Origin of the sequence: Pseudomonas sp. 50_B, assembly GCF_017491625.1 — a bacterium.
Classification (GTDB): Bacteria; Pseudomonadota; Gammaproteobacteria; order Pseudomonadales; family Pseudomonadaceae; genus Aquipseudomonas; species Aquipseudomonas danubii.
The window spans coordinates 538526-551724 of sequence record NZ_JAFGYX010000001.1; the positions used below are offsets into that span (position 1 = coordinate 538526).

A 13199-nucleotide genomic window follows, 5' to 3' on the forward strand; every position below is an offset into this window, starting at 1 on the left:
CCGCGAACCTGCTCGCGAAAGCCGCGCCGCCCTACTTCAGAGCGGCGCTGCGATAAGCCGCCGGCGTCACCCCATACACCTGTTTGAACTGCCGGCTCAGATGGCTTTGGTCGGCAAATCCCAACTGTGTCGCCACTGCCAGCGGCAGGCAGCCATCACGCAACAAGGCCCGGGCTTTGGCGATGCGCTGTTGCATCAACCAGGTATGGGGTGCAATCCCGGTGGTCCGGCGAAACACCCGGGCGAAATGAAACGGCGACAGGTTTACCGCCGCCGCCAACTCTTCCAATGACGGCGGCGCGGCCAGTTGCGAGCGCAGCAGTTCCTTGGCTTGGACAATCGCCCGGTGTTCCTGCCCAGGTTCACCCGGTGCCCGGACGCCGGCGTGGCGCTGCAACAGCATCAGCAGCATTTCACGCCACTGGGTCTGTTGTTGCAGGGCGGTGGCCGGGCTTTCCAGCAGGTGGTGCAGGCGGGCAAAGCCCTGCACCAGATCCGGGTCTCGATACAGGGTGGCGCCAAAGGCCGGCAGGCTGCCGCTGGGCAGTTCCAGTTCATCCAGCAAGCCGAGAATCTGCCGGTTGTCCGGGTAAAAGGCCCGATACAGCCAGCCGTCTTCAACACCCTTGGCCCCGGTGTGCAATTCGTCCGGGTTGATCAGCACCAGGGTGCCGCTGCCCGCCAGGTGTTCGGCCCCGCGGTAGCGGTAGCGCTGAGCGCCAGCCATGATCATGCCGATCACATAACCCTCGTGCACATGGGGCACGAAGCGCTGTTCGATATAACGCGCGGCCAGCAACTCGACCCCGGCCAGGGGCGCGGTCTGCCAGAAGCGGATCGACTCCCGGGCGGGCTTATCCATGGCGGTCCAGGCCGGTCAGCCATTGTGGGATGCGTTGTTCCAGGTAGTAGCTCGGGTGTTTCAGGCTGCCTCCGACAAAGCCCACGTGGCCGCCCTTGGCCTGCAGTTCGAACTGGGTACTGGCGGACAGTTCGCCGGCCTCGGGCAGGCTGTGGGGGAACACAAAGGGATCGTCCGCGGCCTGGATGATCAGGGTCGGGGTACGGATTTCCCCGAGGTAATAGCGGCTGGAAGCGCGGCGGTAGTAGTCCTGGGCATCGGCAAAGCCATGCAGCGGCGCGGTGACCCGGCCATCGAAGTCCCAGAAGGTGCGCATCTTGGTCAGCGGGCCCAGTTGCGCCAGGGTCGCCAGGCCTTCATGGCGACCGTCGTGCTGGAACTGGCGTTGCTTGTCCTTGATGTAGGCCAGCATCTCGCGCATGAAGTGGGCCTGATAGACCTTGGAGAACCCCTGGCCAATGCGGTCGGCGCACTGGTCCAGGCGAAACGGCACCGACACCGCCGTAGCCCCTTGCAGCGGACTGGCGCTGCCGCTTTCCCCCAGGTACTTGAGCAGTACATTGCCTCCCAGGGAGTAGCCCACCGCGTACAGCGGTGCCTGGGGGCGCTTGGCCCGCAGATGGGCAATGGCCGAAGCCAGGTCTTCGCTGGCGCCGGAGTGGTAGCTGCGGGGCAGCAGGTTGGGTTCGCCGGAGCAGCCGCGCCAGTTCAGCGCTGCGCTGGCCCAGCCTCGGGCGGCGAGGGCCTGTTGCAGGCCGGCCACATAAGGTGAATTGGAAGAACCGGTCAGCCCATGCAGCACCAGCACCAGCGGGGCCTCGGCGCTATGGGGGCCGTGCCAGTCAAGATCGAGAAAGTCGCCGTCATCCAGCCACAGACGTTCGCGCTGGCGCTCAAGGTGGGTGGTCGGGCGCCACAGCGGACCCCACAGCGTCTGCAGGTGCGGGTTGCCAAGGCCGAAGGCGGGGATGAAACGATCAGGCGAGTTGGGCACGGGGTGAGTCTCGATGCGGCGCTGCGCAGCCCGGGTGGGCTGCGCAGCTTGTTCCGGCCGAGCGTAAACAGGTTCTACGCGGCGCTGTCTGCCATACGTTGCCACAAGGAGTAATACACCTGCCCGGATTTTTGTTCACGGTGCAGGCGCCAACTGCCGGGCAGACCCAGGGTCGATGGCGCGGTTTCGCTTTCGGTGTAGATCCAGGCGTCGTCCGCCAACCAGCCGCGTTCCTCCAGCAGGGCGCAGGCGGCGGGCAGCAGGTTCTGGTTGAACGGCGGGTCCAGAAACGCCAGGTCGAACGGCGTGGCCGGCTGGGTTTCCAGGTAGCGCAGGGCGTCAGCGGTCTGCGCCTGGCCCACGGTGCAACGCAGCGTTCCCAGGTGCTCGCGCAGGCTGGAGACCGCTACGTTGCTGCTGTCCAGGGCCAGCCCCGAGGCGGCGCCGCGGGACAGGGCTTCAAGGAACACTGCACCGCTGCCGGCGAACAGGTCGATGACCTTGGCCCCGGCCACATAGGGGGCCAGCCAGTTGAACAGGGTTTCGCGCACCCGGTCCGGGGTCGGGCGCAGCCCCGGCAGATCGGGGAAGCTCAGCTTACGGCTGCGCCACTCGCCGCCGATGATGCGCAGCTGGCCCACGCCATTGTGCTGGTTGTGGACGGGCTTCTTGCTGGGACGGGCTGGACGGGCCATCAGTGCTCCGGAACCCCGAGCGGCTGCTCGGCGGGTTTGTCAGTGGGGGGCGGCAACGGCTTCTGCGCGACGGTGGGGCCGGCGCTGACGATGACCATCTTGTCGACGCCGAGGTGTTTGTTCATGGCGGCCTTGACCTGTTCCACCGTCAGTGCCTGGGATTGACGCATGAAGTCTTCCAGGTAGCTCAACGGCAGGTTGTAGAAGCCCATGGCGCCCAGCTGGCCGACGATATCGGCGTTGCTCGCGGTGGACAGCGGGAAGCTGCCGGCCAGTTCGCGCTTGGCGTCATCCAGTTCCTTCTGGGTCGGGCCGTTTTTCAGGTAATCGGCGAACACGTCCTGCACCAGTTTCAGGGTGCCTTCGCTCATTTCTGCGCGGGTCTGCAGGTTGATCATGAACGGCCCGCGGGCCTGCATCGGGGTGAAGCCCGAGTACACGCCGTAGGTCAGGCCGCGTTTCTCGCGCACTTCACTCATCAGCCGGGTGCCGAAGCCGCCACCGCCGAGGATCTGGTTGCCCAGGGACACGGCGGCGTAATCCGGATCGTCACGGTCGATCCCCAGTTGCGCCAGCAGCAGGTTGGTCTGGCTCGACGGGAATTCGATGTGGCCGATGCTGGCCTTGGGTTCAGTGGGTTGCTCGACCTTCGCCAGGGCCGGGCCTTTGGGCAGGGCGGCGGAGACTTGCGCGGCAATTGCCTCGGCGTCGCTGCGGGACAGATCGCCGACCAGAGCGATCACCACGTTGCCGGCGGTATAGGCCTTGGCGTGGAAGGCCTGCAGTTGCGCCTGGGTGATAGTCGGAACGCTCTTGGCATTGCCTTCGCTGGCATGCGCATAGGGATGGCTGCCGTACAGGCGCTGCATCAGCTCCAGGCTGGCCAGCTTGCCCGGGTTCTGCTTCTGGTACTCGAAGCCGGCGAGCAACTGGTTCTTGATCCGCGCCAGGGAGTCGGCAGGGAAGGTCGGCTTGCCCACCACTTCGGCGAACAGCTCAAGCGCCGGTTCGCGTTTATCCACAGCGCTGAGGCTGCGCAGCGAGACCACGGCCATGTCCTTGTAGGCACCGTTGCCGATATCCGCGCCCAGGCTTTCAAAGCCCTGGGCGATGGCGCCCACATCCTTGCCGGGCACGCCTTCGTTGAGCATGGCGTTAGTCAGCAGGGCCAGGCCGGAAGTGTTGCCGTCCTGGCTGCTGCCGGCGGCGAAGATCAGGCGCATGTCGAACATCGGCAGCTCGCGGGCTTCGACGAACAGCACCTTGGCGCCTTCGGCAGTGTTCCAGGTCTGCACATTGAGGTTGCGATGGCTGGGGGCCTTGCCATCCAGCTCGGCCAGAGATTGCAGCTTCTGGCTGCTCTTGGCGTTGTCCAGGGCCTGGCTGGCATTGCTCTCGCCGGAGCGCGACAGGTACAGGCCACCGGCGGTAAGCAGGGCGACCAGGGCCAGGCCCAGCAGGACCGGTGAAGCATTCTTGCGCTTACTCATGAGCGGACTCCTCAGGCAGTACATGGGCCACGCTCATACGCTCCCGAGTGAAATAGGTGCGGGCGGCTTTCTGGATGTCTTCCGGGGTCACGCTTTGCAGTTCCGCCAGCTCGGTGTCCATCAGCTTCCAGGACAGGCCGACGGTTTCCAGCTGGCCGATGGCGCTGGCCTGGCTGGTGATCGAGTCACGCTCGTAGACCAGCCCGGCAATCACTTGTGCCCGGACCCGCTCCAACTCTGCGGCCGACGGCGGGGTGGTTTTCAGTTGGTCCAGCAGGCGCCACAGCCCGGCTTCGGCCTGGGCGATGGTTTTCTTCTTCTGGCTGTTGGGGGTGGCCGAGAGCATGAACAGGCTGTCGCCTCGGGTGTAGGCGTCATAGCTGGTGGAGCCGTTGGACAGCAACTCTTCGCCGCGCTCCAGCTGGGTCGGAATGCGCGCGCTGTAGCCGCCGTCCAGCAGGGCCGCGGCCAGGCGCAGGGCGTTGACCGAACGCTTGTCTTCAGCTGTGGCGATGCTGGGCACGTTGAAGGCCAGCATCAGACTCGGCAGTTGGGTCTTCACATGCAGGGTGATCAGGCGCTCGCCGGGTTCGGCCAGCTCCAGGGGGATCTTCGCCGGTGGCACGTCGCGCTTGGGGATGGCGCCGAAATAGCGTTGGGCCAGAGCCTTGACCTCATCCGGGGTGACATCGCCCACCACCACCAGGGTGGCGTTGTTCGGCGCGTACCAGGATTGGTACCAGTGGCGCAGTTCCTCGACCTTCATCCGGTTCAGGTCGGCCATCCAGCCGATGGTCGGCGTGTGGTAGCCGCTGGCGGGGTAGGCCATGGCCTTGAAGCGCTCGTAGGCCTTGGACAGCGGCTTGTCGTCGGTGCGCAGGCGGCGTTCTTCCTTGATCACTTCGATCTCGCGGGCGAACTCGTCGGCCGGCAGGCGCAGGCTGGCCATGCGGTCGGCTTCCAGCTCCAGGGCTACGCCCAGGCGGTCGCGGGCCAGGACCTGGTAATAAGCGGTGAAGTCGTCGCTGGTGAAGGCGTTCTCTTCGGCGCCAAGATCCCGCAGGATCAGGGACGCTTCACCCGGGCCGACCTTCTCGCTGCCCTTGAACATCATGTGTTCCAGGGCGTGGGACAAACCGGTCTGGCCCGGGGTTTCGTAGCTGGAGCCGACCTTGTACCAGACCTGCGACACCACTACCGGTGCGCGATGGTCTTCGCGGACCACCACTTTGAGGCCGTTGTCGAGGGTGAATTCGTGGGTGGGTTGCGGGTCGGCAGCCAGGGCTGCAAGGGGCAGACAAACTGTGCTGAGCAGCAGGCCTGCAGCGCGGCGGGCTAGAGCATTCATTCGTTTTTAAACCTGTTGGGCTGCCCGCTTGGTCTTAGCCTGTGCGGGCGAGGAGGTGCTAGGATACTGATCCGTTTTACTGGCGGCCACGCCTATCAGGCTTGCACGAATCAGAGTGTGCTTGAGCAGGTTGTATGAGTTACCGGCAAAAAGCCTTGATTTGTCAGCTAAACTTCGACTTTTCGCCGATTTTGCCGTTCCAGTCCTTAAGTAAAATCGATCCTTGAAGTGCTTTTGGGCATTTCGACAACATGTTGCGCGTGAACAAGCTGGATGAAACACAGTCTGTTCTGCATCGAATATTTATTTACCGAAGCGCCCACTGGCGCATCGCTACCTTGAGATAGCCGTCTCCATGTTTGGTTCCAACGACGACAAAAAGACCCCAGCCGCGGCTGGCGAGAAGAAAGGCCTGTTCGGATGGCTGCGCAAAAAGCCGCAGGAACCCGTCGTCGAACAGCCGCAAGTGCCTGTCGAGCCGGTGCCGGCTCCAGTTATTGAAACCGCTCCCGGCGTTGCCCCGAGTGAGCCGGTTGTGCTGTCGACCGGCGAGCCGGTGCTGCAACCCCGGGGCGAGGCCGAGCCGGTAGCGGCCGTTGCGCCCGAGTTGCCCCTGACTCCGAGCCCGGAGCACAAGCCCTGGCTGACTCTACCGGTAGCGGAAGAGCCGGTGGCCCTGGTGGAGGACGCTCAGGCGGAGCACGTCACTCCGCCGATTCCAGCCCTGACCCCAGCATCTGAACCGGTGGTCGAAGCGCCGGTTGTCACCCCGGCTCCTGTGCTCGAAGTGCAAACGCCGGTAGCGCCGGTAGCGCCGGTATTCGTCGCGCCGGAGCCTGTTGCTCCTGCTCCTGCTCCTGTTGCCGAGCCGGTTGCCCAGGTGGCGGAGCCCGAGCCCGTGGTCGAGCCGGTCCGTCCTGTTGAAGAGAACAAGGTCGGTTTCTTCGCCCGCTTGAAGCAGGGCCTGTCCAAGACCAGCGCCAGCATTGGCGAAGGCATGGCCAGCCTGTTCCTGGGCAAGAAGGCCATCGATGACGAGTTGCTGGAAGACCTGGAAACCCGTCTGCTGACTGCCGACGTCGGGGTCGAAGCGACTTCGGTGATCATCCAGAACCTGACCCAGAAGGTGGCGCGCAAGCAACTCACCGACTCCGATGCGCTGTACGCCTCGTTGCAGGCCGAACTCACCAGCATGCTCAAGCCGGTGGAGCAGCCGCTGAAAATCGTCGCCCAGAACAAACCCTTCGTGATCCTGGTGGTGGGCGTCAACGGCGCCGGCAAGACCACCACCATCGGCAAGCTGGCGAAGAAACTGCAGCTGGAAGGCAAGAAAGTCATGCTGGCGGCTGGCGACACCTTCCGCGCCGCGGCGGTGGAGCAACTGCAAGTCTGGGGCGAGCGCAACAAGATCCCGGTCATCGCCCAGCACACCGGAGCCGATTCCGCTTCGGTGATCTTCGACGCCGTGCAGGCGGCCAAGGCCCGTGGTATCGATGTGCTGATCGCCGACACGGCGGGGCGCCTGCACACCAAAGACAACCTGATGGAAGAGCTGAAGAAGGTTCGCCGGGTGATCGGCAAGCTCGACGCCGATGCGCCGCACGAGGTGCTGCTGGTGCTGGACGCCGGTACCGGCCAGAACGCCATCAACCAGGCCAAACAGTTCAACCAGACCGTGGAATTGACCGGCCTGGCCCTGACCAAACTCGATGGCACGGCCAAAGGCGGGGTGATCTTCGCCCTGGCCAAGCAATTCGGTCTGCCGATCCGTTATATCGGGGTCGGTGAAGGCATCGATGACTTGCGTACTTTTGAAGCAGAACCCTTTGTCCAGGCACTGTTTGCCGAGCGGGAGCGTTCATGATTCGTTTCGAACAGGTCGGTAAGCGCTATCCCAATGGCCACGTTGGCCTGCATGAGCTGAGCTTTCGCGTCCGTCGTGGCGAATTCCTGTTTGTCACCGGCCATTCCGGCGCCGGCAAAAGCACCTTGCTGCGCCTGCTGCTGGCCATGGAACGTCCGACCTCCGGCAAATTGCTGCTGGCGGGTCAGGACCTGGGTCAGATCAGCAATGCACAGATCCCTTTCCTGCGGCGGCAGATTGGCGTGGTGTTCCAGAATCACCAGTTACTGTTCGATCGCACGGTGTTCAACAACGTCGCTCTGCCGTTGCAGATCCTCGGTCTGTCCAAGGCGGAAATCGCCAAGCGCGTGGATTCGGCCCTGGAGCGCGTGGCCTTGTCGGACAAAACCGATCTTTACCCAGGTGATCTGTCCACCGGTCAGCAACAGCGCGTAGGTATTGCTCGGGCCATCGTCCATCGCCCGGCTCTACTGCTGGCGGACGAACCCACCGGTAACCTCGACCCGCGTCTTGCGGCGGAAATCATGGGCGTGTTCGAAGACATCAACCGCCTGGGCACCAGCGTACTGATCGCCAGTCACGACCTGGCGCTGATCGCGCGCATGCGTCACCGCATGCTGACCCTGCAGCGCGGCCGATTGATTGGTGACGGGGAGGCCGGCGTATGAGTGCCACACGTACTCCTAAAGTGGCGGAGCGCGTAGCGCCCAAGGCCTCCGAAGCACCGCCACCGAAGAAAAAACGCGACGAGGACGACGGTCCGGATTTCGCCACCCTGTTGCATGCCTGGATCGAAAGCCATCGCGCCAGCTTGCTGGACAGCCTGCGGCGCCTGGGCAAGCAGCCCATCGGCAGTTTCTTTACCTGCCTGGTGATGGCTGTGGCCCTGAGCTTGCCCATGGGCCTGTCGTTGCTGCTCAGCAACGTCGAGCGCCTGGGCGGTTCCTGGCAGCGGGCAGCGCAGATTTCGCTGTACCTGGATCTGGGGGCTTCAGCCAGCGAAGGTGAGAAGCTTGGCGAAGAGATCAAGGGCCTGCCCGGTGTGGCGGATGCCGAGTTCATCAGTAAGGAAAAGGCGCTGGAAGAATTCCAGCAGCAGTCCGGCCTGGGTGAGGCTTTGCGCGAGCTGCCCCACAATCCGCTGCCGGGCGTAGTGCTGGTCACGCCGAGCGAAGTGGACAAGGCGACCCTGGAGGCCTTGCGTCAGCGGTTGTCGGAAATGCCCAAGGTGCAACTGGCGCAGTTGGACCTGGTATGGGTCGAGCGGCTGGCGGCCATCCTCAAGCTGGGGGACCGTTTTGTCTTCGGCCTGACGGTGTTGCTGGTTTCTGCATTACTTTTGGTGATAGGCAATACCATTCGTCTTCATATTGAAAACCGCCGCACAGAGATAGAAGTGATTAAACTCGTCGGCGGCACAGACAGCTATGTGCGCCGTCCCTTCCTTTATATGGGCGCGTTGTATGGCTTCGGTGCGGGGATTCTGTCCTGGGGCGTATTGGCGTTTGGCCTGAACTGGCTGAACGACGCGGTGATCGGCTTGGCCGGCTTGTACGGCAGTGATTTTGCCCTGGCAGGGGTGCCGGTTGCTGATGGTCTATCGCTCTTGCTTGGTGCGGTGCTGTTGGGTTATATCGGTGCGTGGATTGCGGTGGCCCGCCACCTGAGGGAGTTGGCACCGAAGTAATGTCATTTTGCTTGTATTGACCTTTCAGAATATTTGGGAACTTGTTTCGCGGTTTCCGGTCAATTTTCGCAGTGCTGAACTGCACGAGTTATGTGAGTCGGAGGTTTTTTCGTATGACCACTTCTTTGCAACCTGCTTACGCATTGGTTCCAGGCGCAAACCTGGAGGCCTATGTGCACACGGTGAACAGCATTCCATTGCTGACGCCCGAGCAGGAGCGTGAACTGGCCGAGAGTCTCTACTATGAGCAGGATCTTGAGGCGGCTCGGCAGATGGTGCTCGCCCACCTGCGTTTTGTCGTACATATCGCCCGTAGCTATTCCGGCTACGGGTTGGCCCAGGCTGACCTGATCCAGGAAGGCAACGTTGGCCTGATGAAAGCCGTGAAGCGCTTCAACCCGGAAATGGGTGTGCGCCTGGTGTCCTTTGCGGTGCACTGGATCAAGGCGGAAATTCACGAGTTCATCCTGCGTAACTGGCGGATTGTGAAAGTCGCGACCACCAAGGCTCAGCGCAAGCTGTTCTTCAACCTGCGCAGCCAGAAGAAGCGTCTGGCCTGGCTGAACAATGAAGAAGTGCATCGCGTGGCGGAGAGCCTGGGCGTTGAGCCCCGTGAAGTGCGCGAGATGGAAAGCCGTCTGACCGGCCAGGACATGGCCTTCGATCCGGCTGCTGAAGCGGATGATGACAGCGCCTTCCAATCGCCGGCCAACTACCTGGAAGACCATCGCTACGACCCGGCGCTGCAACTGGAAGATGCCGATTGGAGCGACAACTCCACCCACAACCTGCACGAAGCGCTGGAAGTGCTGGACGAGCGCAGCCGTGACATCCTCTACCAGCGCTGGCTGGCCGAAGAGAAAGCCACGCTGCACGACCTGGCGCAGAAGTACAACGTTTCGGCCGAGCGTATCCGCCAGCTGGAAAAGAGCGCGATGAACAAGTTGAAGCTGTCCATCGCCGCTTAAGCCTGAAGCGTCATGCAAAACGCCCCGAGATGATCGGGGCGTTTTTGTTTGCGCGTCTTTTGTAGGGGCCGGCTTGTCGGCGAATAGACCTGGTTTACCTAACCCGCCCACGGCGCTTTACGGGCTTCATTCAACCGATTCAGGTAATCGGCCCCACCCAACTGGCTCATCTGCCGCCGAACCCAGCCCGCCCGCTGCATCACATAAGTGCTGGGCCGCGCTGCGCTCCACACCCTTGGATTGGGCAGGACAGCGGCCAGCAGGCTGGCTTGCTGGCGTGACAGGTTGGCCGCGCTGACGCCGAAGTGATGGCGCGCCGCGGCTTCTGCCCCGAACACCCCTTCATCCCATTCGACACTGTTGAGGTAGACCTCAAGAATCCGCTGCTTGGGCCAGAACACCTCGATCAGCGCGGTGAACCAGGCTTCCAGCCCCTTGCGCAAGTAGCTGCGGCCGGACCAGAGGAACAGGTTTTTCGACACTTGCTGACTCAGGGTGCTGGCACCACGGATCGAACCGCCCCGTTCGTTGTGGATCAACGCTGCCTGGATTGCATCGATATCAAAGCCCCAGTGCTCGGGGAATTTCTGATCCTCGCCGGCGATCACCGCCACCTTGAGGTTGTCGGAGATTTCATCCCAAGGCTTCCAGGTGCGTTGCAGGTCGATGGGGTCGTTGTCGATCCAGGATTCGACCTTGCGCTCCACCATCAGGGCGGTGCCCGGCGGCGGCACGAAACGGAACAGCAGCACCAGCAGCACGCTACCGACGACGAACCACATCAAGGCTTTTACAAGGCGACGAAACAGATAACGCAGCATAGAGATGGCTTGGCCGAACCCGTTGAGCGCGCCATTATACAGACCCTTTGCGCTGAATCTGACTGGAGTTCCTCATGTTGCGTGGCTTCCTGATGCTGGCCGCTTTCTTCGGTTTCACCGGGGTCGCCCTCGGCGCCTTTGCCGCTCACGGTCTGAAAAACCGCCTGAGCACCGAGTACCTGGCTATTTTTCATACAGGGGTCACTTACCAGCTGGTGCATACCCTGGCGCTGTTCGGCGTCGCCTTGCTGGCGGCGCATATTCCAGGGCGGCTGGTGACCTGGGCCGGTATCGCGTTCACCCTGGGCATCCTGTTGTTCTCCGGCAGCCTGTACCTGCTGACCCTGAGCGGCATCAGCAAGCTGGGCATCGTCACCCCCTTCGGTGGCCTGGCCTTCCTGGTTGGCTGGTTTCTGCTGGGCCTTGCCGCCTGGCGCCTGCAAGGGGCCGGCTGACGCTTGTAGCTGACCTTTAGGTCACGATCGGGCTAGAATGCTGGCCCCTAAAAATGATGGCGGCCTCGAGCATGCGCATTCAGTTGAACGGTGAATCCTTTGAACTGCCCGACGGCTCGACCGTTGCGGCCCTGCTGACCCGTCTGGACCTGACCGGACGCCGGATCGCGGTGGAACTCAATCTGGATATCGTTCCGCGCAGCCAGCACGCCGAGACCGCCCTCAACGAGGGCGACCAGGTGGAAGTGGTCCACGCCATCGGCGGCGGCTAGCCACTGGCGTCAATCGCGCTGCTACGTATTCCGCGCAGCGCCCTGGCCCGGCTCCGGGCCTCTCCCATGGAAGACGCGTTCACCGGCCCCGGAATGAGGGCTCCAGGGCCCCGGGCCTGATGAAGAATTCTGCAAGAACCTCACCCCAACAGAGGATTTCCGATGAGCAACGTTCGTAGTGACAAGCCTTTCGTCCTGGCCGGTCGGACGTACCAGTCGCGTTTGCTGGTAGGCACCGGCAAGTACCGCGACATGGAAGAAACCCGCCTGGCCATCGAGGCCTCGGGTGCCGAGATCGTCACCGTCGCCGTGCGCCGGACCAATATCGGCCAGAACCCGGGCGAACCGAACCTGCTGGATATCCTGCCACCGGATCGCTACACCATCCTGCCCAACACCGCCGGCTGCTATGACGCAGTGGAAGCGGTACGCACCTGCCGCCTGGCTCGCGAACTGCTGGACGGCCACAACCTGGTCAAGCTGGAAGTCCTGGCCGACCAGAAGACCCTGTTCCCCAACGTGCTGGAAACCCTCAAGGCCGCCGAAGTGCTGGTCAAGGAAGGTTTCGACGTGATGGTCTACACCAGCGATGACCCGATCATCGCTCGCCAACTGGCGGAAATGGGCTGCATCGCGGTCATGCCCCTGGCGGGCCTGATCGGCACCGGGCTGGGGATCTGCAACCCGTACAACCTGCAGATCATCCTCGAAGAAGCCAAGGTCCCGGTGCTGGTGGATGCCGGTGTCGGCACTGCCTCCGACGCCACCATCGCCATGGAGCTGGGGTGTGAAGCGGTGCTGATGAACTCGGCCATCGCCCATGCGCAGCAACCGGTGCTGATGGCCGAAGCCATGAAACACGCAATTGTCGCGGGCCGCCTGGCGTACCTCGCCGGTCGCATGCCGAAGAAACTCTATGCCAGCGCCTCCTCGCCGCTGGATGGTCTGATCAAGTAAGAGCCATTGATGACTGAATCAAACGACACGCCAATCCAGCCGGAAGCCGGCGACGAGCGCCAACACCGCCGCATCAAGAGTTTCGTGATGCGCGCCGGGCGCATGACCGAAGGCCAGCAACGTGGCCTGGACCAGGGCGCGCCGCTGTACGTGCTGCCCCTGGCTGACGCCCCGGTGGACTACGACCAGGTGTTCGGCCGTTCAGCGCCGCGCTCTTTGGAAATCGGCTTCGGCATGGGTCACTCGCTGCTGGAAATGGCCGCGGCGGCTCCGGAGCAGGACTTCATTGGTGTGGAAGTTCACCGTCCGGGCGTCGGCGCGCTGCTCAATGGCGTGCTGACTCAGGGCCTGACCAACCTGCGGGTCTACGATTGCGACGCCATTGAAGTGCTCAATCGCTGCATCGCCGACAACAGCCTGGATCGGCTGATGCTGTTCTTCCCCGATCCGTGGCACAAGAGCCGGCACCACAAGCGCCGCATCGTCCAGGCCTCTTTCGCCGAACTGGTGCGCAGCAAGCTCAAGGTGGGCGGCATTCTGCACATGGCCACCGACTGGGAGCCCTATGCCGAATACATGCTGGAGGTGATGAACGTCGCTCCGGGTTACCGCAACCTGGCCGAAGACGGCAAGTGCGTGCCGCGCCCGGCCGAACGCCCGATCACCAAGTTCGAGCGTCGTGGCGAGCGCCTGGGGCATGGCGTGTGGGATCTGAAGTTCGAAAAGCTCGACTGAGCCCCGTACAGCCGCTGTTGTAGGCGCTGGTTTGCTAGCGAAGGTGCCCTC

Annotated in this window: 14 protein-coding genes; 8 read left to right on the forward strand and 6 right to left on the reverse strand. The window is 63.0% G+C overall.

What is annotated here, in order from left to right; genetic code table 11:
* Positions 1–31: 31 nt before the first annotated feature.
* The 5 genes from J5M73_RS02565 to J5M73_RS02585 all read right to left on the reverse strand — a co-directional run bounded on the left by J5M73_RS02565 (position 32) and on the right by J5M73_RS02585 (position 5389).
* On the reverse strand, positions 32–862 hold the full coding sequence (locus tag J5M73_RS02565; protein WP_102862096.1) for an AraC family transcriptional regulator: 831 nt from the start codon (positions 860–862) through the stop codon (positions 32–34).
* Positions 855–1856, reverse strand: a complete 1002-nt coding sequence (locus tag J5M73_RS02570; RefSeq protein ID WP_102862095.1) for a hydrolase — start codon at positions 1854–1856, stop codon at positions 855–857. The genes J5M73_RS02565 and J5M73_RS02570 overlap by 8 nt, the downstream gene beginning before the upstream one ends.
* 74 nt (positions 1857–1930) lie before the next feature.
* Complete coding sequence (rsmD, locus tag J5M73_RS02575; protein WP_102862094.1) at positions 1931–2551, reverse strand: 16S rRNA (guanine(966)-N(2))-methyltransferase RsmD; 621 nt, start codon at positions 2549–2551, stop codon at positions 1931–1933.
* Positions 2551–4041 carry a pitrilysin family protein gene (locus J5M73_RS02580; protein ID WP_102862093.1) on the reverse strand — a complete coding sequence of 497 codons (1491 nt, stop codon included), beginning with the start codon at positions 4039–4041 and terminating at the stop codon, positions 2551–2553. Before J5M73_RS02580 ends, rsmD begins: the two co-directional genes overlap by 1 nt.
* Entirely contained in the window at positions 4034–5389 is a 1356-nt protein-coding gene (locus J5M73_RS02585; RefSeq protein ID WP_102862092.1) for a pitrilysin family protein, read from the reverse strand. The genes J5M73_RS02580 and J5M73_RS02585 overlap by 8 nt, the downstream gene beginning before the upstream one ends.
* A 355-nt stretch (positions 5390–5744) precedes the next feature.
* On the opposite strand from J5M73_RS02585, the gene ftsY reads away from it, so the two are divergent.
* The 4 genes from ftsY to rpoH all read left to right on the forward strand — a co-directional run bounded on the left by ftsY (position 5745) and on the right by rpoH (position 9908).
* Complete coding sequence (gene ftsY, locus J5M73_RS02590; protein WP_207814983.1) at positions 5745–7253, forward strand: signal recognition particle-docking protein FtsY; 1509 nt, start codon at positions 5745–5747, stop codon at positions 7251–7253.
* On the forward strand, positions 7250–7921 hold the full coding sequence (gene ftsE, locus J5M73_RS02595) for a cell division ATP-binding protein FtsE (RefSeq protein ID WP_016967614.1): 672 nt from the start codon (positions 7250–7252) through the stop codon (positions 7919–7921). Before ftsY ends, ftsE begins: the two co-directional genes overlap by 4 nt.
* On the forward strand, positions 7918–8940 hold the full coding sequence (ftsX, locus tag J5M73_RS02600; RefSeq protein WP_102862090.1) for a permease-like cell division protein FtsX: 1023 nt from the start codon (positions 7918–7920) through the stop codon (positions 8938–8940). Before ftsE ends, ftsX begins: the two co-directional genes overlap by 4 nt.
* A 113-nt stretch (positions 8941–9053) precedes the next feature.
* Positions 9054–9908, forward strand: coding sequence for an RNA polymerase sigma factor RpoH (gene rpoH, locus J5M73_RS02605; protein WP_016967616.1), 855 nt, complete (start codon positions 9054–9056; stop codon positions 9906–9908).
* A 98-nt stretch (positions 9909–10006) separates the two neighbouring features.
* Here the strand turns inward: rpoH and mtgA are convergent, their stop codons facing one another.
* Positions 10007–10729 carry a monofunctional biosynthetic peptidoglycan transglycosylase gene (mtgA, locus tag J5M73_RS02610; protein ID WP_102862089.1) on the reverse strand — a complete coding sequence of 241 codons (723 nt, stop codon included), beginning with the start codon at positions 10727–10729 and terminating at the stop codon, positions 10007–10009.
* A 74-nt stretch (positions 10730–10803) separates the two neighbouring features.
* On the opposite strand from mtgA, the gene J5M73_RS02615 reads away from it, so the two are divergent.
* The 4 genes from J5M73_RS02615 to trmB all read left to right on the forward strand — a co-directional run bounded on the left by J5M73_RS02615 (position 10804) and on the right by trmB (position 13148).
* The gene (locus tag J5M73_RS02615; RefSeq protein ID WP_207814984.1) at positions 10804–11184 is read left to right on the forward strand and encodes a DUF423 domain-containing protein; all 381 of its coding nucleotides are present in this window, start codon (positions 10804–10806) and stop codon (positions 11182–11184) included.
* A gap of 71 nt (positions 11185–11255) precedes the next feature.
* The gene (gene thiS, locus J5M73_RS02620) at positions 11256–11456 is read left to right on the forward strand and encodes a sulfur carrier protein ThiS (RefSeq protein WP_162884096.1); all 201 of its coding nucleotides are present in this window, start codon (positions 11256–11258) and stop codon (positions 11454–11456) included.
* Between the two features lie 162 nt (positions 11457–11618).
* The gene (locus J5M73_RS02625; protein ID WP_007921204.1) at positions 11619–12413 is read left to right on the forward strand and encodes a thiazole synthase; all 795 of its coding nucleotides are present in this window, start codon (positions 11619–11621) and stop codon (positions 12411–12413) included.
* 9 nt (positions 12414–12422) lie between these two features.
* Complete coding sequence (gene trmB, locus J5M73_RS02630; RefSeq protein WP_102862086.1) at positions 12423–13148, forward strand: tRNA (guanosine(46)-N7)-methyltransferase TrmB; 726 nt, start codon at positions 12423–12425, stop codon at positions 13146–13148.
* Positions 13149–13199 lie beyond the last annotated feature (51 nt).

Coding starts and splice junctions, on each gene's coding strand:
- J5M73_RS02565 (WP_102862096.1), bottom strand. CDS start 862: ATGGATAAGCCCGCCCGGGAGTCGATCCGCTTCTGGCAGACCGCGCCC.
- rsmD (WP_102862094.1), bottom strand. CDS start 2,551: ATGGCCCGTCCAGCCCGTCCCAGCAAGAAGCCCGTCCACAACCAGCAC.
- J5M73_RS02580 (WP_102862093.1), bottom strand. CDS start 4,041: ATGAGTAAGCGCAAGAATGCTTCACCGGTCCTGCTGGGCCTGGCCCTG.
- J5M73_RS02585 (WP_102862092.1), bottom strand. CDS start 5,389: ATGAATGCTCTAGCCCGCCGCGCTGCAGGCCTGCTGCTCAGCACAGTT.
- ftsY (WP_207814983.1), top strand. CDS start 5,745: ATGTTTGGTTCCAACGACGACAAAAAGACCCCAGCCGCGGCTGGCGAG.
- ftsE (WP_016967614.1), top strand. CDS start 7,250: ATGATTCGTTTCGAACAGGTCGGTAAGCGCTATCCCAATGGCCACGTT.
- ftsX (WP_102862090.1), top strand. CDS start 7,918: ATGAGTGCCACACGTACTCCTAAAGTGGCGGAGCGCGTAGCGCCCAAG.
- rpoH (WP_016967616.1), top strand. CDS start 9,054: ATGACCACTTCTTTGCAACCTGCTTACGCATTGGTTCCAGGCGCAAAC.
- mtgA (WP_102862089.1), bottom strand. CDS start 10,729: ATGCTGCGTTATCTGTTTCGTCGCCTTGTAAAAGCCTTGATGTGGTTC.
- J5M73_RS02615 (WP_207814984.1), top strand. CDS start 10,804: ATGTTGCGTGGCTTCCTGATGCTGGCCGCTTTCTTCGGTTTCACCGGG.
- thiS (WP_162884096.1), top strand. CDS start 11,256: ATGCGCATTCAGTTGAACGGTGAATCCTTTGAACTGCCCGACGGCTCG.
- J5M73_RS02625 (WP_007921204.1), top strand. CDS start 11,619: ATGAGCAACGTTCGTAGTGACAAGCCTTTCGTCCTGGCCGGTCGGACG.
- trmB (WP_102862086.1), top strand. CDS start 12,423: ATGACTGAATCAAACGACACGCCAATCCAGCCGGAAGCCGGCGACGAG.